This is a genomic window from Salinivibrio sp. ES.052, from assembly GCF_900141775.1.
In the GTDB taxonomy this organism is placed as follows: Bacteria; Pseudomonadota; Gammaproteobacteria; order Enterobacterales; family Vibrionaceae; genus Salinivibrio.
This window is the reverse complement of the sequence record NZ_FSRI01000001.1, coordinates 1,408,604-1,428,561: the sequence shown is the minus strand read 5'-3', so window position 1 is coordinate 1,428,561 and position 19,958 is coordinate 1,408,604. Positions and strand designations below refer to the sequence as shown.

20 protein-coding genes are annotated in these 19,958 nt (G+C 47.7%); 10 read left to right on the top strand and 10 right to left on the bottom strand.

Features of this window, described 5'->3' with window-relative positions; genetic code table 11:
* Nucleotides 1-66 precede the first annotated feature (66 nt).
* Genes BUQ98_RS06555 through nagB form a run of 3 tightly spaced genes read right to left on the bottom strand, consistent with a single transcriptional unit; the run spans nt 67 to nt 3,237 of the window.
* Complete coding sequence (locus BUQ98_RS06555) at nt 67-1,281, bottom strand: DNA-binding transcriptional regulator NagC (protein ID WP_074213040.1); 1,215 nt, start codon at nt 1,279-1,281, stop codon at nt 67-69.
* Between the two features lie 7 nt (nt 1,282-1,288).
* Nucleotides 1,289-2,425 carry an N-acetylglucosamine-6-phosphate deacetylase gene (gene nagA, locus BUQ98_RS06550; protein ID WP_074213039.1) on the bottom strand — a complete coding sequence of 379 codons (1,137 nt, stop codon included), beginning with the start codon at nt 2,423-2,425 and terminating at the stop codon, nt 1,289-1,291.
* 11 nt (nt 2,426-2,436) lie between these two features.
* Nucleotides 2,437-3,237 carry a glucosamine-6-phosphate deaminase gene (gene nagB / locus BUQ98_RS06545; RefSeq protein WP_074213038.1) on the bottom strand — a complete coding sequence of 267 codons (801 nt, stop codon included), beginning with the start codon at nt 3,235-3,237 and terminating at the stop codon, nt 2,437-2,439.
* A gap of 320 nt (nt 3,238-3,557) precedes the next feature.
* Here nagB and nagE point away from each other — a divergent pair, with 320 nt between their 5' ends.
* Nucleotides 3,558-5,066, top strand: a complete 1,509-nt coding sequence (nagE, locus tag BUQ98_RS06540; RefSeq protein WP_074213037.1) for an N-acetylglucosamine-specific PTS transporter subunit IIBC — start codon at nt 3,558-3,560, stop codon at nt 5,064-5,066.
* Nucleotides 5,067-5,286: 220 nt separating this feature from the next.
* Complete coding sequence (gene glnS / locus BUQ98_RS06535; RefSeq protein ID WP_074213036.1) at nt 5,287-6,963, top strand: glutamine--tRNA ligase; 1,677 nt, start codon at nt 5,287-5,289, stop codon at nt 6,961-6,963.
* A gap of 16 nt (nt 6,964-6,979) precedes the next feature.
* On the opposite strand, the gene BUQ98_RS16780 is transcribed toward glnS, so the two are convergent.
* Together BUQ98_RS16780 and fcrX are read right to left on the bottom strand one after the other, a co-directional pair.
* Nucleotides 6,980-8,208 (bottom strand): IS3 family transposase gene (locus tag BUQ98_RS16780; protein ID WP_139294628.1). Its coding sequence is split into 2 segments (ribosomal slippage): nt 6,980-7,857 and nt 7,857-8,208, totalling 1,230 coding nucleotides; the frame shifts between segments, so codons are not numbered across the junction.
* A gap of 103 nt (nt 8,209-8,311) precedes the next feature.
* Nucleotides 8,312-8,758, bottom strand: coding sequence for a ferric iron uptake transcriptional regulator FcrX (fcrX, locus tag BUQ98_RS06520; RefSeq protein WP_074213035.1), 447 nt, complete (start codon nt 8,756-8,758; stop codon nt 8,312-8,314).
* 197 nt (nt 8,759-8,955) lie between these two features.
* On the opposite strand from fcrX, the gene BUQ98_RS06515 reads away from it, so the two are divergent.
* The gene (locus BUQ98_RS06515) at nt 8,956-9,444 is read left to right on the top strand and encodes a DUF4442 domain-containing protein (protein WP_074213034.1); all 489 of its coding nucleotides are present in this window, start codon (nt 8,956-8,958) and stop codon (nt 9,442-9,444) included.
* Between the two features lie 63 nt (nt 9,445-9,507).
* Here the strand turns inward: BUQ98_RS06515 and fldA are convergent, their stop codons facing one another.
* The 3 genes from fldA to BUQ98_RS06500 all read right to left on the bottom strand — a co-directional run bounded on the left by fldA (nt 9,508) and on the right by BUQ98_RS06500 (nt 11,201).
* Nucleotides 9,508-10,035 (bottom strand): flavodoxin FldA, encoded by a 528-nt coding sequence (gene fldA / locus BUQ98_RS06510; RefSeq protein WP_074213033.1) that lies wholly within the window; start codon nt 10,033-10,035, stop codon nt 9,508-9,510.
* A 110-nt stretch (nt 10,036-10,145) separates the two neighbouring features.
* The gene (locus tag BUQ98_RS06505; RefSeq protein WP_021022467.1) at nt 10,146-10,367 is read right to left on the bottom strand and encodes a DUF2788 domain-containing protein; all 222 of its coding nucleotides are present in this window, start codon (nt 10,365-10,367) and stop codon (nt 10,146-10,148) included.
* Nucleotides 10,368-10,427: 60 nt separating this feature from the next.
* Nucleotides 10,428-11,201: an alpha/beta fold hydrolase gene (locus BUQ98_RS06500; RefSeq protein ID WP_074213032.1), complete on the bottom strand. Its 774-nt coding sequence runs from the start codon at nt 11,199-11,201 to the stop codon at nt 10,428-10,430.
* A gap of 99 nt (nt 11,202-11,300) precedes the next feature.
* On the opposite strand from BUQ98_RS06500, the gene seqA reads away from it, so the two are divergent.
* Nucleotides 11,301-11,846: a replication initiation negative regulator SeqA gene (gene seqA / locus BUQ98_RS06495; RefSeq protein WP_074213031.1), complete on the top strand. Its 546-nt coding sequence runs from the start codon at nt 11,301-11,303 to the stop codon at nt 11,844-11,846.
* Nucleotides 11,847-11,874: 28 nt separating this feature from the next.
* Complete coding sequence (gene pgm, locus BUQ98_RS06490; protein WP_074213030.1) at nt 11,875-13,521, top strand: phosphoglucomutase (alpha-D-glucose-1,6-bisphosphate-dependent); 1,647 nt, start codon at nt 11,875-11,877, stop codon at nt 13,519-13,521.
* Between the two features lie 56 nt (nt 13,522-13,577).
* On the opposite strand, the gene BUQ98_RS06485 is transcribed toward pgm, so the two are convergent.
* A complete protein-coding gene (locus tag BUQ98_RS06485; protein WP_074213029.1) occupies nt 13,578-14,402 on the bottom strand; it encodes a DUF1853 family protein in 825 nt (274 codons plus the stop codon).
* Between the two features lie 139 nt (nt 14,403-14,541).
* Here BUQ98_RS06485 and BUQ98_RS06480 point away from each other — a divergent pair, with 139 nt between their 5' ends.
* Both BUQ98_RS06480 and BUQ98_RS06475 read left to right on the top strand, forming a co-directional pair.
* Nucleotides 14,542-14,739, top strand: a complete 198-nt coding sequence (locus BUQ98_RS06480) for a DUF2517 family protein (protein WP_074213028.1) — start codon at nt 14,542-14,544, stop codon at nt 14,737-14,739.
* Nucleotides 14,740-14,873: 134 nt separating this feature from the next.
* Nucleotides 14,874-15,632, top strand: coding sequence for a Nif3-like dinuclear metal center hexameric protein (locus BUQ98_RS06475; RefSeq protein WP_074213612.1), 759 nt, complete (start codon nt 14,874-14,876; stop codon nt 15,630-15,632).
* 121 nt (nt 15,633-15,753) lie between these two features.
* Here the strand turns inward: BUQ98_RS06475 and BUQ98_RS06470 are convergent, their stop codons facing one another.
* Complete coding sequence (locus BUQ98_RS06470; protein ID WP_074213027.1) at nt 15,754-17,043, bottom strand: citrate synthase; 1,290 nt, start codon at nt 17,041-17,043, stop codon at nt 15,754-15,756.
* 400 nt (nt 17,044-17,443) lie between these two features.
* Here BUQ98_RS06470 and sdhC point away from each other — a divergent pair, with 400 nt between their 5' ends.
* The 3 genes from sdhC to sdhA are packed head-to-tail and all read left to right on the top strand — an operon-like array spanning nt 17,444 to nt 19,947.
* Nucleotides 17,444-17,836 carry a succinate dehydrogenase cytochrome b556 subunit gene (sdhC, locus tag BUQ98_RS06465; protein ID WP_074213026.1) on the top strand — a complete coding sequence of 131 codons (393 nt, stop codon included), beginning with the start codon at nt 17,444-17,446 and terminating at the stop codon, nt 17,834-17,836.
* On the top strand, nt 17,830-18,180 hold the full coding sequence (sdhD, locus tag BUQ98_RS06460) for a succinate dehydrogenase, hydrophobic membrane anchor protein (RefSeq protein WP_074213025.1): 351 nt from the start codon (nt 17,830-17,832) through the stop codon (nt 18,178-18,180). Before sdhC ends, sdhD begins: the two co-directional genes overlap by 7 nt.
* Entirely contained in the window at nt 18,181-19,947 is a 1,767-nt protein-coding gene (gene sdhA / locus BUQ98_RS06455) for a succinate dehydrogenase flavoprotein subunit (protein ID WP_074213024.1), read from the top strand. It begins immediately after the preceding gene.
* The last annotated feature ends 11 nt before the right edge of the window (nt 19,948-19,958 follow it).

Here is a 19,958-nt window from a genome sequence, read left to right as displayed (position 1 = left end):
AACTGGATATAGAATAGAAATATGGAGGAGAAGTAACGGGCTTGCTCAACGCCAAGCCCGCATAGATTACTCTTCGAGCAACTCCTGAAGCAGTTCGCCATTAAGCATCGCGCGTTTAACCAATGCGAATGCTGCCATGGTTGGCTGCGATTCGAGGTTAGCACTGACGATTGATAGTTTCTGGTGAAAGCTTGGCAGTGATTGGTTTTCTACACAGCGTTCAATTGCGGGGAAAACCACACTTTTTGCTGCGGTTATTTTTCCTGCAATCACAACGAGTTGTGGATTGAACAGGTTAACCGTCATGGCGATCGCTTTGCCGAGGTGATTACCGACTTTGACCAGGACTTGGCGAGCCAGCTCATCACCCTGCTCAGCCGCTTGGCAAATCGCTTCAATGGTTAAACTTTGGTCATAACTGAGATTGCTTGGATGCCCCTGAGCCAGCAATTGCTGCGCGTGTTCGATGATCGCTTCGTTAGATGCCACGGTTTCTAAACAACCAAAGTTGCCGCATTGACATTTTTTGCCGAGAGGATCAATTTGAACATGGCCGAGCTCGCCGACATTCCGATTATGTCCCAGAAAAATTTGTCCATTAACAATAATACCGGCCCCAGTGCCATGATGAACACTGACCAGCATCGAGTCATGATAGTCTTGACTAGCACCGAAGTAATGCTCAGCCAAAGCTTGGCCTCGAATATCGTTTCCGACAAAAGCCTGCACGCCAAATTCATTACGCAGTGTTTCGGCGAGTGCAAGTTGTTGGATGTTGATATTGGGCATGTACTCTACCACCCCAGAGTCTGGGTCGACCAAACCTGGCATGACAACCGACATGGCGATGAGCTCTCTGAGAGCGTGTTGGTGAGTATCAAGAAATTTGCCCACGATGTGTAGTAAGCCCTTCACCAGCTCATCTTGGTCGTGGTAATGGAAGGTTTCACCGTGTTCAGCCAGTGAAATACCACTCAAGTCATACAGCGATAGTTCAATAAAATGCCGCCCCAAGCGGACCGCGAGGGTGTGAAAGGGGGCACATTCTGTGGTGAGCGAAATGGCACGGCGTCCGCCCGTTGACGCTTGCTGTGCCACTTCTTTGATCAGGCCCCTCTCAAGGAGCTGGCGGGTTATTTTTGTCACGCTTGCGGGTGCCAATCGGCTGACATCGGCAACTTGTATGCGTGAAATAGGCCCTTGTTGATCAATTAATCGATAAACGGCAGCACCGTTAAGTTGCTTTACTAGATCGACATTCCCGATTTTTCCGCCAGTCATAGGTGTCCTAGCTTTTTAGATATTGTCCGTTTACGATCGTCGCTTGAATGTTAATTGATCGGTCGAAAATGGCAAGATTCGCAACTTTCCCCGGACGAATACTGCCATAGTGTTGATCGATACCGATTGCACGTGCGGGATAGAGTGTCGCCATCCGCAACGCTTCATCCAAGGCGATCCCAATATGCTCAACACTGTTATGGACAGCTTGGTTCATGGTGAGTGCTGAGCCGCCAAGCGTGCCATTTTCATCAACACACTTACCGTCACGGTAATATACTTTCTTGCCTACAAAAATAAAGTGATCCATGTCGGCTCCTGCAGGTGCAACCGCATCAGTAACTAACACTAATTTCTCACCTTTTACTTGTTGCGCGAGCCGAATGTTAGCGTATGACACATGAAAGCCGTCGGCAATCACGCCGGTATAGACCTCAGGGGTGTCGTAGACGGCGCCAACGACACCAGGCTCTCGACCCGTAATCGATGTCATGGCATTGAACAGATGGGTCGCAAAGCGAATACCATTCGCAAAACCTTCTCTGGCTTGCGCATAGGTTGCGTTGGTATGACCCGCTGAAACAAGGATACCCGCCTCTGTGAGTGCTCGGATATGTGCATTGGGCGCGAGTTCAGGCGCTAGCGTTACTTTAGTGATCACATCGGCGTTATCGCATAAGTAAGCAATCATCTCATCGTTACTAGGGCGAATATAATCCGTACTGTGGATCCCTTTTTTCTGGTTATTTAAGTAAGGACCTTCTAAGTGCAAACCCAGGGCTTGGTGAGGATGCTGCGTTTTATAATGGCGCATTGCCTCAATAGCCGTTTTCATGTCTGCATCTGAGCTAGTGATCAGTGTCGGAAGAAAGTTAGTGCAACCCGATTTAAGGTTGGCGTGGTGCATGGTGCTGATGGTGTCTGACGTGATGACATCATTAAACATCACGCCACCACAACCATTAAGTTGAAGATCAATAAATCCAGGGCTCACAAGGGCACCGTCTAAGCTACGTGTTTCAATGTCAGTAGGCAGAGCATGTTGTGGACAGACGTCTTCAATCCGATCATCTCGAATGACGATGGCATGATCATCTAGCACCTCATGGCCAGTAAAAATCCGGCAGTGGGTTAACGCATACATGCTTAAATTCCTTATAAATGGTGAATATTTTGGGCTTCAAGCTCTTGAAAGTACTTGACGGTTTTTACTTTAAGCTCTGCGGTCGAGGGGGCATCACACACAATCATTGCTTTTGGGTGAAGCTGTAGAGCAGAGACTGTCCAAAGATGGTTAACCGATCCTTCCACAGCCGCTTCGAGCGCTTGTGCTTTATTGTTACCCGTCACTAGAATCATGATTTCTTCTGCATCTAGCAACGTGCCGACACCGATAGTGAGGGCATGCTTAGGCACTTGGTTGATATCATTATCAAAGAAGCGAGAGTTTGCCACACGGGTGTCTTCGGTCAAGGTTTTGATGCGCGTTCGGGATGCTAATGATGAGGCGGGTTCATTAAACGCAATATGACCGTCATTGCCTACGCCTCCCATAAATAAATGAATACTGCCGTACGATTTGATTTTTTCTTCATAACGCTGACATTCCACATCGATATCTGTCGCATTTCCATCAAGCAAGTTAATGTTTTTTTCTTTTATATCAATGTGATTAAAGAAATTTTCGTACATGAATGTACGATACGCCTGTGGATGGTCGGCCGGGATCCCGCAGTACTCATCCATATTAAATGTCACCACGTGCTCAAAGCTCACTTCCCCTTTTTTATGAAGTTCAATGAGTTGTTTGTAGGTGTTGAGTGGCGTGCCTCCGGTAGGTAAGCCCAAAACAAAGGGTCTATCGGTGGTCGGAGAAAATTTGTTGATGGTATCGACGATGTAACGCGCCGACCAAAGGCCGACTTGCTGGCTAGTTTGTAAAGGGATGAGTCGCATCGGTCACCTCGGTAATCATGTCTGAGTCAGTGGAAACAGCATAACGGATATGCTCATTTATTTTCATCATAAAATAAGTTTTATGATCAGGCTAACAATTTTCTCTTGGTTTAGGAGGATTAGGTGATGATTCTCACAAATAATGCGGGTTTAATTTGCGAGGCGAATTTATTGACATAAACTGCAGTTGACTAACATTGCTTTACAAAAGAAGTGGTTTAACAAAAAGTCCTTGGGCTAATGCTCAAGCGGTTGTTCAAGCAAAGGCGCGATAAGCGGACATTTTGCAGAGCACAGAAAAATACACAGGGGGAACGACGGTGAATATTCTTGGTTATGCACAACGTATAGGTCGTGCGCTGATGGTGCCGGTAGCGGTACTACCTGCAGCCGCGATCTTAATGGGGGTCGGCTACTGGCTTGACCCAACTGGATGGGGGGGCAACAACGCCCTGGCAGCGTTCCTGATTAAATCAGGGGCTGCGATTATCGATAATATGTCGGTACTGTTTGCCATTGGTGTGGCTTATGGTATGTCAAAAGATAAAGATGGTGCCGCAGCGCTCGCTGGCTTTGTTGGCTTTATGGTCATCACCACGCTTTGCGCGCCCGGTGCGGTGAGTCAAATTGGGCTGGTGGATGTTTCACTGGGCAACAATGAGCTCGCTTTCAGCAAAATCAACAACCAGTTTATCGGTATTTTAATCGGCGTGGTTTCTGCTGAACTCTACAACCGTTATAGCAGTGTCGAATTGCCAAAAGCCTTGGCGTTCTTTAGCGGTAAGCGTTTGGTGCCGATTTTGGTGTCTGTTGTGGCGATCATCATCTCGTTTGTATTGATGTTCGTTTGGCCCGTACTATTCGGTGGTTTGGTTCACTTTGGCGAAAGCATCACCAACCTGGGTGCGGCCGGTGCTGGTATTTACGGCTTCTTTAACCGCTTACTGATCCCAGTCGGCCTTCACCATGCATTAAATGCGGTATTCTGGTTCGACACGGTTGGTATCAATGACCTTGGTCGTTTTTGGATGGGTGCACAAGGCCTTGAAACAGGTGAAGCCATTAAAGGCACAACTGGTATGTACATGGCTGGTTTCTTCCCTGTGATGATGTTCGGTCTACCGGGTGCGGCTCTGGCTATCTACCACACGGCACGTCCAGAGAATAAAGCACGTGTTGCGTCTATCATGATTGCAGCGGGTTTTGCGTCTTTCTTTACCGGTGTGACTGAGCCACTTGAGTTTGCCTTCCTGTTCGTCGCACCTGTGCTGTTTGTATTGCATGCGTTCTTGACGGGTATTTCTTTGTTCATTGCCGCCACGTTCAATTGGACAGCGGGCTTCGGTTTTTCTGCCGGTCTTGTCGACTTGGTGTTGTCATCGAAAAACCCCGTTGCTAATGAATGGTATATGTTACCGCTCATGGGGCTAGTGTTCTTTGTGCTGTACTACGCCACATTCCGTGCTGCCATCATGGCGATGAACTTGAAAACGCCGGGTCGAGAAGACGAAGCGGTTGAAAGTGTGCCGTCAAGTGTGAATAGCAACGGTAAGAGCGACAACCGTGAATTAGCGCGTAAGTACCTAAAAGCACTTGGTGGCCATCAAAATCTGACATCTATCGATGCTTGTATTACTCGCCTACGTCTTTCGGTTGCTGACCGTGAGGTGGTCGATGAAGCGAAATTGAAAGCCATTGGTGCGATGGGCGTTGTCAAGCTAGGTGAAAATAACTTGCAAGTTATCCTAGGCCCATTAGCCGAAATTATTGCTGGTGAACTAAAACAAATCCCAGAAGATGAAGATTTGTCGAAAGTGGCACTGCCTTAAGTGAGGTAACCCATCACTCATCGCGGTAATCAGAGACAAAACGCCCAGCTAACCACTGGGCGTTTTTTTCGTTTGTTACCCCCGCTTTCGCGCAAAAAAGTAACAAATAGACGTATGCTACGACGACAATCACAACAACAGGTTGAGTCGCAGGGCGGAATAGGAGATCATAAAGCCTGTGTAGCTTTAAAATTCGCATTTTTGATACGAGGTAACCTTGATGAGTGATGCTGAAGCTCGTCCCACTAATTTTATTCGTCAAATCATTGATAAAGATTTGGCGGACGGGAAACATACATCGATCGTGACACGTTTCCCTCCGGAGCCAAATGGCTATCTGCACATTGGCCATGCAAAATCAATTTGTTTGAATTTTGGGGTTGCTCAAGATTATCAGGGTGAATGCAACTTGCGCTTTGATGATACCAACCCAGAGAAAGAAAACGTTGAGTACGTCGAATCAATTAAGCGTGATGTGCAATGGTTGGGCTTTGATTGGGCGGGAGAGGTTCGTTACTCCTCAAACTATTTTGACAAGCTCTATGGTTACGCCGTTGAACTGATTGAAAAAGGGTTGGCGTACGTTGAAGAGTTAACCCCTGATGAGATCCGTGAGTATCGTGGCACATTGACGGAACCAGGTAAGCACAGCCCATATCGCGAGCGCTCCGTCGAAGAGAACTTAGCGCTGTTTGAAAAGATGCGTGCCGGGGAATTTGAAGAAGGAAAAGCTTGCCTACGTGCAAAGATAGATATGGCGTCACCCTTTATGGTGATGCGTGACCCTGTTTTGTATCGTGTCCGTTTTATTCATCACCACCAAACGGGTGATAAGTGGTGCATTTATCCAATGTATGACTTTACCCACTGTATCTCTGATGCGCTTGAAGGGATCACACATTCTCTTTGTACCTTAGAGTTTCAAGATAATCGCCGTTTGTATGATTGGGTGTTGGAAAACATCACTATCGATTGTACGCCGCGTCAATATGAGTTCAGCCGCTTGAATCTCGAGTATACCGTGATGTCAAAGCGCAAACTCAACCAATTGGTGGAAGAGCAGCTCGTTAATGGGTGGGATGACCCGCGCATGTTAACCATTTCAGGTTTACGTCGCCGCGGTTATACGCCGGCCTCTATTCGCGAGTTTTGTCAGCGCATTGGTGTCACCAAACAGGACAACACCATTGAAATGAGTTCACTGGAGTCTTGTGTACGCGATGATCTTAACGAAAACGCACCACGCGCAATGGCTGTTTTGGATCCGATAAAATTGGTGATTGAAAACAAAGCGGACGGTGTGGAGTGGCTTGAAGCGCCAAACCACCCGAACCAGCCAGAAATGGGAACTCGCCAGGTGCCATTTTCTCGCGAGATTTGGATTGAACGCGAAGATTTCCGTGAATCAGCTAACAAGAAGTATAAGCGTTTGGTATTAGATAAAGAAGTCCGTCTGCGTAATGCCTATGTGGTCAAGGCAGAGCGCTGTGACAAAGACGAAGACGGTAATATTACGACGATATACTGCAGCTACGATCCCGACACCCTAGGTAAAGATCCTGGTGATGGGCGTAAAGTGAAAGGCGTGATCCATTGGGTTTCTGCCGATGAAGCGCTACCTGCAGAATTCCGTTTGTATGATCGCTTGTTTACGGTACCAAACCCAGCAAGTGCCGATAACTTCGCTGAGACAATCAATCCTGAGTCATTGCAGGTACAACAGGGTTTTGTTGAGCCAAGCATGCAGAATGTGCCAGCAGAGAAGGGCTACCAGTTTGAGCGCACGGGCTACTTCTGTGCGGACAGCAAAGATAGTTGCTCTGATGCGCTCGTCTTTAATCGGACGGTTGGCTTACGAGATACTTGGGCGAAGATAGAAGGTAATGTCCCGTCCTAATATAGGTTGACAGTTTTTAGGCCAGCTCCAGTAGCTGGCCTTTTTTATTATGCACCTGATTGGGGGTTGCCATACTTAAACTTAGGTGCGGTCTCATTTCGTTGTATATCGCTATCGATTCTTTTACCAATATTTTAAGCTCTGTCAGTGTCTTACACCGGTACAGTAAAAACTCATGCTTCAGTATGCCATTGACTCTTTCCGCTAACGCGTTTTGGTAGCAATCATAACCATCCGTCATCGACGGCTGGATTTGACTCTCCTGTAGCGCACTCTGATAAACGGCTGAGCAGTATTGCGAACCTCGGTCTGAGTGATGTACCGCATTGCCGATATAGCGCTTATCTTTGACGGCCATTTTCAGCGCTTTCACTACATTGTCGACTTTCATATCTTCGCTAACGTGATGACCCACTATCTTGCGTGAGTTGGCATCGGTCACCAGTGACAGATAGTGCACACCTTGGTCTGATTCAACATAAGTGATGTCGCTGACCAGTATATGCGCAGCATCATGCAGTCCGTCTTCTTTTAGCAGGTTAGGATGCTTCTTCATCCAGTGCTTACTACACGTAGTTTTTGTGTAGCTTTTCTTGGGTTTAACCAGTAAGCCTTCGCTTCTCAGATAGCTAAAAAACCCGTCTCGCCCTAGCTTAATTTCGTGTTCAACTAGCTTGGGCTTTACCAACGCGTAGAGCTTACGCGCCCCTAACCTCGGCATATACTTACGCCAGTATTGGACCCAGTCTCTGATGATTGATAGTTCAGCTCTTCGGCTTTCCATTCGAGCAACGGCTTGATAGACACCTTGCCGAGAAATGCCTGTGGCACGACATGCCGCCGCTAACTTTATTTTACTTTTGGCTTTGGCTTGCCAGATGTACCGGATAAGTACTTTTTTCTGAGGCCGGCTCCGTACTCATTGTCCATGATATCGACCATACCATTGAGGATTTGGTTACGCAGTTTCTCTTCGGCTAACTCACGCTCAAGGCGCTTGATAGTTTCGGATGGGGTTTCTTTTGAATGTGGCATAAGGGGATGCTGAAATGGCTTCGACCAATCGAGTCTACCATGTTTTCTGAGCCAGACGAGTACCGTTGAGCGGCCCTGAATGCCAAAACGGGCTTGAGCTTGTTTGTACGTCATTTCGCCTTTTTCAACACGCTCTACAACGCCTAATTTAAAGGCTAAGGTGTAATCACGTTGCGTGCGCTTACGGCTTGAATTACTTGATGTTGTCATAAAGAAGTCCTCTTTATGTCAACGTATTTCAGGACGGGACATAAATAACAAAAAAGCCGGCGTGAGTGACGCCGGCTTTTTTAGGTGTGTCTGAGATGTCGAATTAGCCTGCGTTATGGATTGACGGATCAGCTTTACAGTCACCTTCCTGACAGTGTCCATATAAATACAAACTATGGTTAGTCAGCTTCACATTAAAGCGTGCGGCAATTTCTTTCTGGCGCTCCTCGATCAAGTCATCAGAAAACTCAATCACTTTACCGCAATCAAGACACACTAAGTGGTCGTGGTGATGTTGTGTTGCGAGTTCAAAGACCGACTTTCCACCTTCAAAGTGGTGACGCGTTACAATGCCTGCGTCATCAAATTGGTTCAATACGCGGTATACGGTTGCGAGACCGATTTCTTCGCCTAGATCGATTAATTTCTTATACAGGTCTTCGGCACTGATGTGCTGGCAATCTGGCTGTTGCAGCACTTCTAGGATCTTGAGCCGTGGGAGTGTGACTTTCAGTCCAGCTTGCTTCAACGCCTGGTTATTGTCTGACATGTGTATCTACCTGTTTTCTGTCTGAGTGAAGACAGTTGGATTAGCAAGGAAAATATCTTACAAGCCTATCAAAATTGCGCTGGTCTCGCTACATCAGCCAAGCTTTCTTCGTGCGAAATTTGTTCGTTTGTGGTTGCGTCAATGTTTGCAAGATGTGAATATTGCCTGGTTGGACCAGATAAGGATGTCAATACGCCATGTATCGTTTCTATAAGCCACGCATCGTCAAGTGGGCGCTCAACAGCTGGCCACCATTTTGGGGCGCAGGTATTCATATTGATATGATCAGTCAGGATTTTAAACGTGTAAACATGCGTTTGAAGTTACGCTGGTGGAATAAAAATGCGAATCGTACCCAATATGGGGGCAGTATATTCTCATTAACGGATCCTGTCTATGCGCTTATGTTGATGGGGATTTTGGGGCCTCAGTATCATGTTTGGGACAAGCAAGCAGACATCAATTTCATCAAGCCGGGGACAACGGATTTGTATGCTGACTTTGTGATCAGTGATGCGGTGCTCACTGATATCCAACAGCAAGCGGGGCGCGGCGATAAAGTATTACCCGAATTTGTGGTGCATGTGAAAGATGCACATGGCGAGGTTATCGCAGAAGTGAAGCGTACTCTCTATGTGAGAAAGAAGCGGCAGTACCGTGATGCTTCACCGAAACAGGCCGCGTAGTGGACAAAAACGCCAAGGCTGAATTTGCCTTGGCGCTTGTCAGTGTACTGTCGTCGCGGGCCCTTAGTCTTCGAGCTCGGCTAAACACATCTCTTCATGGATTTGCGTCACCCATTTGCTCACGCGTTCATCGGTCAATTCCGGTTGACGATCTTCATCCACACACAAGCCTACAAAGTGATTATCATCTACTAGGGCTTGCGAGGCTTCAAACTCATATCCTTCTGTTGGCCAGTGGCCGATAATCGTTGCCCCTTTGGCTTCGATAATATCACGCACTGTGCCCATCGCATCACAGAAATATTCTGCATAATCTTCTTGGTCGCCACAGCCAAAAATGGCGACGAGTTTAGTGGAGAAGTCAATTTGCTCTAACTCGGGAAAGAAATCATCCCAGTCACACTGTGCTTCACCATAATACCAAGTTGGGATCCCGATCAGCAGCAGATCGAAGTTATCAATGTCTTCTTTACTGCTCTTCGCGATATCCTGCACGTGGACCATTTTTTTGCCCAGCTGCTTTTGAATGCTTTTCGCAATTGCTTCCGTGTTTCCCGTGTCACTACCAAAGAAGAGACCTACACTCGCCATATAAAAAATACCCGTTTTTGTCAGTGGGTTGCTGTTTGCAACTAACTCGAATTTAAGAAAAAGCCATGCTTTTTCACACCCATATGCCTAGGTGATCATTGTCAGTTTGGTTAGCCGATACCGACCCCTTCCCAAACCAATTGAATGACCCCTTTTACGATAAAGCCGACACAGCCTAGAGTGAGAACAAACCAGACGATACGCCGACCGAATACTGGTACGTTGCCCTCACGCAACACGTCTTTGATTGCCATGCCGATAAAAAAGAAAATCGCGGCGAAGACGAGATCTAGACCAATTTTCTCGAGCAATTGAAAGTGCTCGTAAAGCATGCGTGCCTCCATTGAGCACCGACTTCTGCGGCGCAATATACCACAAGGGTTGCTTAACTGTTAACGCTCGTCCGGCATTAAAAAGCGCGCGATAACATTGGATACGACGGTTGGTTTTTCCGCGTGTAGCCAATGCCCTGTGCCTGCCACCATATGCGCTTTTGAATGGGGAAACTGCGCGACAATGGTATCGCGATGCTCAGGCTGTATATACTCAGAGTTCTGTCCTTTCACAAATAAGGTCGGGCCTGAATACGGTCCAAAAGCTGTCCATCCCATGATGTCACGATAGCTCTGATAAAGATTATCAATATTAAAGCGCCAGTCGTAGTGACCGTGATCGGTTTTATAGAGTGATTTCAATAAAAATTGGGTCACGCCCGGGTTTTCTATCGACGTATTCATGATTGTTTGTGCTTGTTGACGACTTTCTAATGTTACTTTTTGCGTGTCGTGCAACGCATTAAACACATTGTCATGTCGACTGACTTGATAATCCACAGGGGCAATGTCCATCACAACCAGTTGTGTGACTCGCTCAGGGAAACGTTGAGCAAGGGCCATCGCCACTTTGCCGCCCATAGAATGTCCCACTAAGGTCACCGTCTCCAGGCCTTGCTGGTCCATCCAAGCGATTACCGCATCTGACTGGTTTTGATAATTCATGTTCTCAGTATGATAGGACTGTCCATGGTTGGGCAGATCAACCTGATACACACAAAAATGCTCAGCGAGGCTTTTAGCCAGCCCGCCCAGATTATCCAGATCGCCGAATAAACCGTGGATTAATACGAGCGGTGACCCCTCACCGCGAGATTTTCCATTTAACAACACGTTGCTTTTCTCTCAGATTACTGGCTTTGACGTAGAGTATACCTATCTATCTCTGTATAATCGCCCCGTCAAACGATAAACAGGACGCGATGAAAAACAATGAAGACGATTGAGGTTGACGACGATCTATACCGGTATATTGCCAGCCAAACCCAGCATATCGGCGAGAGTGCATCAGACATTTTACGTCGCCTATTGCTGTCGGATTCGGCTCCGAAGCCAAGTCAAGCAGCATCGACAACGCCCTCTCGTTCTAGCGGCATTGTTGTCAGTAAGGATGCGGGTCGGAGTGTGTCTGTTGACCGTGTCAAAGCGATGAGAACGCTACTTATTTCGGATGAGTTTGCCGCTCAAGATCGCGCCATTGGCCGCTTTATGCTAGCGCTTACTACCTTATACCGTGTCGACCAACAAGGGTTTGCTGATGGCATGGCCCTGAAAGGCCGTACTCGCCTGTATTTTGCCGATAACCCACAAACACTGTTGGAAAGCGGTAAAACGACTAAGCCCAAGCAGATCCCAGACACACCTTTTTGGGTCATTACCAATACCAATACTGGCCGTAAACGTCAGATGGTGGAGCAGCTGATGGAAAGAATGCAGTTCCCGAGTGATCTGACTGAAAAGGTTGTGAACGCGATTTAATCTATGCCACTCATGGGAGAAGAGATTTATGGCAGTGCATCCCCAAGCAGGGCAGCGCGCACAAGCTTCAGACTTGTGTGATATTCCTGCGCTTGTTACGCGTTTTTTCCAAGCTCAACCCCAGCCTGGCCAACCAGAGCAGCAGGTTGCGTTTGGTACATCTGGCCATCGTGGAAGCGCATTAAATACGACATTCAATCGTGATCATATCTTAGCGATTGCTCAAGCGATCTGTGATGAGCGCCAGGCAAGAGATATCACGGGGCCTGTCTTTGTGGGGAAAGATACCCACGCGCTTTCTGCACCCGCTTTTGGTGCCGTCATTGAAGTACTTGCGGCCAATCAAGTTACGATCGTCGTGCAGGCTGATCAGGGTTATACGCCGACACCAGGCATCTCACAGCAGATTTTGGCGTATAACCGTGAACATTCCGTAAAGGCGGATGGTATTGTTATTACGCCTTCACATAATCCGCCTCAAGATGGCGGAATTAAATACAACCCCCCACATGGGGGGCCAGCAGAGGGCGAAATAACCCAGGCGATTGAGTCACGCGCAAACCACTATATCGATACGTGTTTAGAGGGCGTCAAACAGACAAATATCGATGAAGCGATGGCGAGTGATTACTACGTTGAAAAAGACTTGGTGACACCCTATGTTTCGGGTTTGGTCAATGTGGTGGATATTAGTGCAATCCAAAAGGCAGGATTAAAACTGGCTGTCGATCCACTTGGTGGCGCGGGTATTCGCTACTGGCAGGCTATTGCTGAACATTATGATCTCGATATTACCTTAATCAATGATCATGTTGATCCCACCTTTGGCTTTATGCCTCGCGATGGGGATGGTGTGATCCGCATGGACTGTTCATCTGCCTATGCAATGGCCGGTTTGCTTGCGTATAAAGACGACTATGATTTGGCGTTTGGTAATGATCCGGACTTCGACCGCCATGGCATTGTGACGCCTGCTGGGTTGATGAACCCGAACCATTATTTGGCCGTGTGTATTGATTACTTGTTCCGCCACCGCCAGCAATGGCATGCAGAATTGGGCGTCGGTAAAACACTGGTCTCCAGCGCCATCATTGATAAAGTGGTGGGGGATTTATCGCGTCCGCTTGTTGAAGTACCGGTGGGTTTTAAATGGTTTGTACCAGGCTTGCATCAAGGAACTTTGGGATTTGGTGGCGAAGAGAGTGCCGGGGCCTCATTCTTGACGTTTGATGGTCAGCCTTGGTCAACCGATAAAGATGGTATTATCCTTTGTTTGCTGGCCGCTGAAATCTTGGCAGTTACAGGGTTAACCCCGCAAGCGTATTATCAAACGTTGGCTGATAAGCACGGTGATCCCGCTTATAATCGTTTACAAGCGATGGCCAATGCACAACAAAAGCAAGTGCTCAGTCAGCTTAGTCCTGAAATGGTGACGGCAGAGACGCTCGCGGGAGATACGATCACTGCGAAGCTTACCCACGCTCCAGGAAATGGCGCTGCTATTGGGGGGCTAAAAGTGGTTACCCATTACGGTTGGTTTGCGGCACGCCCATCAGGCACAGAAGATATTTACAAAATCTACTGCGAAAGCTTTAAAGGGGCTGAGCACTTACGTTTGATTGAGACAGAAGCACAACAAATTGTTGACCGTGTTTTTAATGATCAAGGTGTTTAGTGACTGACCCTCTATTTTGGCAGCATAAAGCGCGCACGGTTTGAGTGCGCGTTTTTTTAGGCCATAGGAGGCAATGGCGGAACGTTGTTGGGCCAACCTTTAGGCACCACAAACCAAGGCGTTTGCGTTTCATCCAGTAAATGGTGGGCACGGGTGATCTCGTTGAGCGTATTAGCCGCCACTTTGGGTAGGTCGCTAAACGGAGGCAGTGATAACCATTGGTCACGAGCCAAAATGCCAAAGGCACGGTCTGTTGGGAGCGCTTCAGGCCAGCACCACCAACCACCAATACTCTCTGTGCTTACAGGCGACCAATCAGGCAATCCAATGTTGTAGCCGTAGTGGCGGTAAAGCCGACCTTGTACCAGCAGCCGTTTTTGCGTGGGTTGCCAGTGAGGATACTGCTGACGAAAGCTTGGGTGGCTCGACAAGGCCAGTTGGTGGTCGAGCATCCGCGTGACTTTTATATCTAATGCATCTTTCGCATTTGGGCCCAACCAACGGTTCTCATAGGCGAGATAGAATTTTACCGCGACTTCCCAATGTTCTAAGTGACCTTGATTTTCAATCAGAAAGTCTATTGCTCCCCGGGTTTTTCCTGCCTCATTCACTTGTATTTCCTCTGCTTCAAGTCGCAATTGAGGATGATGGTTGATTAACTCGGTAAGCAACCACTGATAATAAAAGCCAATGCGTTTGGGCCCTGAATACGGTTTTGGGATCGGTAGCGGCACGTTCGACCAGAGCGTTTTTGGGAGCATGGGAAATTGGTGGGGTGATAGCAGAGGGGCCTGGGTCAGTAACCATTGCATATCAGCCCGTATCTGCGCGGTATTCGTAAATAATTCGATATCGATAAGATGCCCACGTGGCTCATTCATAGTGTAACTTTATTACCTTGTTAATTGTTTGTTAATAACAAAATGGTGCTTTTAGGATAAAAATTCACCAGAAATGTAGTAATGATACAAAACTAATGATAACATCCACACATAACTGGTCAGATGAGTGAGGTTAGCTATGTATAAACCGTTCGATAAAACCCGTGTTGTTCTACGCCGTAGTGTTGTCGTAGCTGCGGGCATCACTTGCCTGCCAACACTGATTGTCCCGCCACTGGCGTCTCGCATTTATAGTCATTTACATCAAGTATGGCTCAAGGACAGTACCAAGCCTGTTTGGCTGGCTGAGTCTGAGAAAGTAGGTGGCTTTTTTTAATCGCTACGACCCATTGAGCTAGTTGGCAAGTTTTGTCTTTGAAAAAGGCGGTTAGCAGTGATGCTAGCCGCTTTTTTTATCTTCGTGTGTCAGGTTACACTGTTGTCAATGTCTCGCAAGCGAATGTGATTGCTATGAATAATTTTCAACTGGAAGCACTACTTAACGCAGAACTCAAGCCTGAGCAGATTAAAGATTACAGCCCGAATGGGTTGCAAGTTCAAGGTTGCGATAACGTTCAAACAATCGTGGCTGGGGTGACGGCCTGCCAAGAGTTAATCGAGAAGGCAATTGAATACCAAGCGGATGCCATCCTGGTTCATCATGGCTACTTTTGGCGAGGTGAACCGCAATCAATCCGCGGTATGAAATACCAACGTATCAAAATGTTGATTGAAAACGGTATCAACTTATACGGTTACCATTTACCGCTTGATATCCATCCCTCATTAGGTAACAACGCCCAATTAGCGAAACGACTAGGCATAGAGCTCATTGGGGGGCTTGAACCAGGTAACCCAGTTTCAATTCCTGTCTATGGAAAGCTCTCGTCACCCATGACATTGAGTCAATTTGAGCAACAGGTGGCAACCGTACTAAATCGTTCTCCACTGGTCATTGACGGTGGCCAGCAAAAACGGATTGAGACGGTTGGATTATGTACCGGGGGAGCCCAAGATTTTATTGATTTAGCCGCGTCTCAAGGGATGGATGCTTATCTATCAGGCGAAGTCTCGGAGCGTACGACCTTCTCGGCGCGTGAGCAGGGTGTGCATTATCTCGCCGCAGGGCATCACGCAACCGAGCGCTATGGTGTTAAAGCACTGGGAGAGTGGTTAGTTGATAACCATGGTTTAACGGTGCATTTTGTTGATATTGATAATCCGGTGTAATTGGTTTTGCCTAGGGCGGCGAATTATGGAGCATCGTATTGAGGTGTGAAGGCGGTTGATTATCGCTGGATACTAAAAAGCCGCCTGGCTAGGCGGCTTTATAATGATAATACAGCCTGATTCAGCTGCGTTTATCGATAGGTGTGAATTCACGTTGCGTGTAACCCGTATACAGCTGACGCGGACGTCCTATGCGCTTATTCGGATTCGTGTGCATTTCGTTCCAATGGGCAATCCAGCCTATGGTCCGTGACATAGCAAAGATCACCGTAAACATCGACGTTGGAATACCGATGGCCTTGAGGATAATGCCAGAGTAAAAATCGACATTCGGATACAATTTTTTATCGATAAAGTAACCGTCTGACAGCGCAATACGTTCTAGCTCCATTGCGACATCTAGCAGCGGATCTTGAATTTGTAGTTCTTCAAGAACCTCATGACAAGCTTCTCGCATCACCGTTGCGCGTGGGTCATAATTCTTGTAAACCCGGTGACCAAAGCCCATCAAACGGAAAGGATCATCTTTATCCTTGGCACGTTCAATATACTCAGGAATGTTATCAACGTGGCCGATTTGCTCGAGCATACGTAGGCAAGCTTCATTGGCACCGCCGTGCGCAGGCCCCCACAACGAGGCAATCCCTGCGGCAATACAAGCAAATGGGTTAGCGCCTGATGAACCGGCAAGACGCACTGTCGATGTCGAAGCATTTTGCTCGTGATCAGCATGAAGAGTAAAGATTTTATCCATGGCACGTGCAACCACAGGGTTAACTTCGTACTCTTCGCATGGTGTGGCAAACATCATGTGCAAGAAGTTTTCTGCGTAGTCGAGATCGTTACGTGGATAAATAAAAGGCTGTCCAATTGAATATTTGTAACACATGGAAGCCAGTGTTGGCATTTTTGACAATAAACGGAACGCCGTAATTTCGCGATGTTGATCGTTATTGATGTCAAGTGAATCGTGGTAGAACGCGGCAAGTGCACCTACAACCCCGACCATCACGGCCATAGGATGGGCGTCACGACGGAAACCATGGAAGAAGCTCGCTATTTGTTCGTGGACCATGGTGTGGCGGACGATCATCGAGCGAAATTCATCATATTGCTTTTTCGTAGGGACTTCACCGTAAAGCAGGATATAACAGACTTCTAAATAGTCAGCGTTATTGGCAAGTTGATCTATCGGATAACCGCGATGCAGTAAAACGCCAGCTGCGCCATCAATATAGGTGATCTGCGAATCGCAAGAGCCTGTTGCGACAAAACCGGGATCAAACGTAAAGTAGCCTTCGTTAACCAGGTTACGCACATCAATGACGTCTGGGCCGACTGTGCCTCCGATAATCGGCAGTTCGATTGGTGCTTTCCCTTCTATGTGGAGGGTAGCTTTCTTCTCTGCCATAACAATCTCCTTTGTTATTTTATAATCCCATCCAGGATACGGACCCGACCGTTGTACCGATCGCCCCCTATGATGTCAATTTTTAACCTATCGATGTGTGCGTCAGTTAATAACTTATTTGTAATGCGCGTTAAATATCTGTTGTGAGATTCCGGTCAATTTTGTGCGTTTGTAATTGTCTGTTACGACACGTATACTTTTTCGAGGTCTCTGGGCAAATCAGTATCCTAGGGCGTTTAGGGGCTTAAACACCTTTCTTAAATGACGTGATCCATTCACCGATAATTGCAGTTATAAGCAATAAGGTACATGAAGCGCGTTACGCAGATGTTGCAGGTCTTACGCTTTGAGTACTGAGGTTCAGAGAGTGTAATAACTATAAATGCTTCAATGGAGCTGAGTGGGCAATATCGTGAAAGAAAGAAAGTCAAGACCCGTAAACCTCGACCTCCAGACGATTCGCTTTCCCATTACAGCGATTGCGTCTATCTTGCATCGGGTATCAGGTGTGATCACCTTTGTCTCGATCGCCATCCTACTATGGCTACTAAGCCTCTCTCTCTCTTCGCCTGATGGATTCCAATCTGCTGCTGCGATCGTTGACAGCTTTTTTGTCAAATTTGTGCTTTGGGGCATATTGACAGCGCTGGCCTATCACATCGTCGGGGGAGTGCGTCATTTAATCCAAGATATGGGTTATTTTGAGGAGTTAGAGTCAGGCGCGAAAAGTGCTCAAGTCTCCTTTGTGGTGACTGGCGTGCTGTCTGTGTTGGCGGGGGTTTTGGTATGGTAACGAAAAATATTTCATCGGTGGGTCGTAACGGTGTGCACGATTATGTGCTGATCCGTGCTACTGCGATCCTTATCACACTTTACACACTTTACATGGTCGGTTTTGCCGTCTTCGGCCCTGAGATCACGTATGCCTCTTGGACAGCCTTTTTTGGCCAGACCAGCACCAAGGTCTTCACGATGTTGGCGTTAGTGTCTGTGCTGATCCACGGCTGGATCGGAATGTGGCAAGTGCTTACTGACTACATTAAGCCAGCCTTGCTGCGCGGAGTGTTACAGCTTGGTGTCGTTGCAACGCTACTGATTTATGTGTTTGCCGGTTTTTTTGTATTGTGGGGTGTGTAAGTGAGTATTCCAGTTCGCGAATTTGACGCAATTGTTATTGGAGCAGGCGGTGCGGGTATGCGCGCGGCGCTGCAAATATCAGAGCAGGGCCTGACATGCGCACTGCTATCTAAAGTGTTTCCAACTCGTTCCCACACAGTGTCTGCGCAGGGCGGTATTACGGTAGCGCTGGGTAACTCGCACAAAGATAATTGGCAGTGGCATATGTATGATACGGTGAAAGGCTCCGATTATATCGGTGATCAGGATGCCATTGAATACATGTGTAAAACGGGTCCACAATCTGTGATTGAGCTTGAGAAAATGGGGTTACCGTTTTCACGCTTTGATGATGGTTCGATCTATCAGCGCCCATTTGGTGGTCAATCAAGAGAATTTGGTGGTGAGCAAGCTGCGCGCACCGCCGCTGCGGCAGACCGGACCGGACACGCGTTGCTGCATACCTTGTACCAACAGAACATCAAAAATAAAACCACGATATTTTCTGAGTGGTACGCGCTCGATTTGGTGAAAAACCAAGATGGCGTGATCGTCGGTGCGACGGCGATGTGTATGGAAACCGGGGAGATTTGTTATTTTAAATCCAAAGCCACCGTATTGGCGACTGGAGGCGCGGGGCGCATTTATCAGTCGACCACGAATGCACACATCAACACTGGGGATGGTGTCGGTATGGCGCTGCGCGCAGGTGTGCCGATGCAAGATATGGAAATGTGGCAATTCCATCCCACAGGTATTGCTGGCGCTGGCGTATTGGTGACGGAAGGTTGCCGTGGTGAAGGCGGGTACCTTCTTAATAAAGATGGTGAGCGCTTTATGGAGCGTTACGCCCCTAATGTGAAAGATTTGGCAGGCCGCGATGTGGTCGCTCGTTCGATGATGATCGAGATTCGAGAAGGACGCGGTTGCGACGGCCCATGGGGACCACACCTTAAACTCAAGCTTGATCACTTGGGTAAAGATGTCCTTGAGTCCCGTTTACCCGGTATCCTCGATCTGTCGCGTACCTTTGCGCACGTCGATCCCATCAAGGAACCTATCCCCGTTATTCCAACGTGCCACTATATGATGGGTGGGATCCCTACTCAGGTATCAGGGCAAGCGATTAAACAAGACCCACTTGGCAATGACATCGAAGTACAAGGGCTCTATGCCTGTGGTGAAATCGCCAGTGTCTCTGTGCACGGTGCCAACCGCTTAGGCGGCAACTCTTTACTCGATCTTGTCGTTTTTGGACGAGCAACCGGTTTACATCTTGGCGAAACTTTGGCGGCGCAAGTTGAAGCAAGAGAAGCGAGCGAATCCGATATTGAAGCCTCGCTGGCGCGTGTGAATCGCTGGAATAGTACGCAGAAAGGGGAAGATCCGGTCGAAATACGTAAAGATCTTCAAGCCTGTATGCAAGAAAACTTCTCTGTGTTCCGAGAAGGTGAAGCCATGGAAAAAGGGCTGAAAGAGCTGAAGGAAATTCGCGAACGCCTTAAGTCGGCGCGTCTTGATGACACGTCAACCGAGTTCAACACCCAGCGTGTCGAATGTTTGGAGCTGGAGAATTTGATGGAAACCGCGTATTCAACGGCGGTATCAGCCCATTATCGTACTGAAAGCCGTGGCGCACATGCGCGTTTCGACTATCAAGACCGTGATGATGAAAACTGGCTATGCCACTCCATCTATAACCCAGAAACCGAAGCCATGTCGAAGCGCGACGTCAATATGGCGCCAGTGCACCGTGAGCCTTTCCCACCGAAAGTCCGCAGTTACTAAAGGGGTCGAGA

Bases quoted from the DNA above. Each gene is read 5' to 3' on its own strand.
- BUQ98_RS06485 (WP_074213029.1), bottom strand. From the start codon at position 14,402: ATGAATGAGCCACGTGGGCATCTTATCGATATCGAATTATTTACGAAT.
- BUQ98_RS06555 (WP_074213040.1), bottom strand. From the start codon at position 1,281: ATGACTGGCGGAAAAATCGGGAATGTCGATCTAGTAAAGCAACTTAAC.
- nagB (WP_074213038.1), bottom strand. From the start codon at position 3,237: ATGCGACTCATCCCTTTACAAACTAGCCAGCAAGTCGGCCTTTGGTCG.
- BUQ98_RS06480 (WP_074213028.1), top strand. From the start codon at position 14,542: ATGTATAAACCGTTCGATAAAACCCGTGTTGTTCTACGCCGTAGTGTT.
- BUQ98_RS06505 (WP_021022467.1), bottom strand. From the start codon at position 10,367: ATGCTTTACGAGCACTTTCAATTGCTCGAGAAAATTGGTCTAGATCTC.
- fldA (WP_074213033.1), bottom strand. From the start codon at position 10,035: ATGGCGAGTGTAGGTCTCTTCTTTGGTAGTGACACGGGAAACACGGAA.
- BUQ98_RS06470 (WP_074213027.1), bottom strand. From the start codon at position 17,043: ATGGCAGAGAAGAAAGCTACCCTCCACATAGAAGGGAAAGCACCAATC.
- BUQ98_RS06515 (WP_074213034.1), top strand. From the start codon at position 8,956: ATGTATCGTTTCTATAAGCCACGCATCGTCAAGTGGGCGCTCAACAGC.
- sdhD (WP_074213025.1), top strand. From the start codon at position 17,830: ATGGTAACGAAAAATATTTCATCGGTGGGTCGTAACGGTGTGCACGAT.
- nagA (WP_074213039.1), bottom strand. From the start codon at position 2,425: ATGTATGCGTTAACCCACTGCCGGATTTTTACTGGCCATGAGGTGCTA.
- pgm (WP_074213030.1), top strand. From the start codon at position 11,875: ATGGCAGTGCATCCCCAAGCAGGGCAGCGCGCACAAGCTTCAGACTTG.
- fcrX (WP_074213035.1), bottom strand. From the start codon at position 8,758: ATGTCAGACAATAACCAGGCGTTGAAGCAAGCTGGACTGAAAGTCACA.
- glnS (WP_074213036.1), top strand. From the start codon at position 5,287: ATGAGTGATGCTGAAGCTCGTCCCACTAATTTTATTCGTCAAATCATT.
- BUQ98_RS06475 (WP_074213612.1), top strand. From the start codon at position 14,874: ATGAATAATTTTCAACTGGAAGCACTACTTAACGCAGAACTCAAGCCT.
- seqA (WP_074213031.1), top strand. From the start codon at position 11,301: ATGAAGACGATTGAGGTTGACGACGATCTATACCGGTATATTGCCAGC.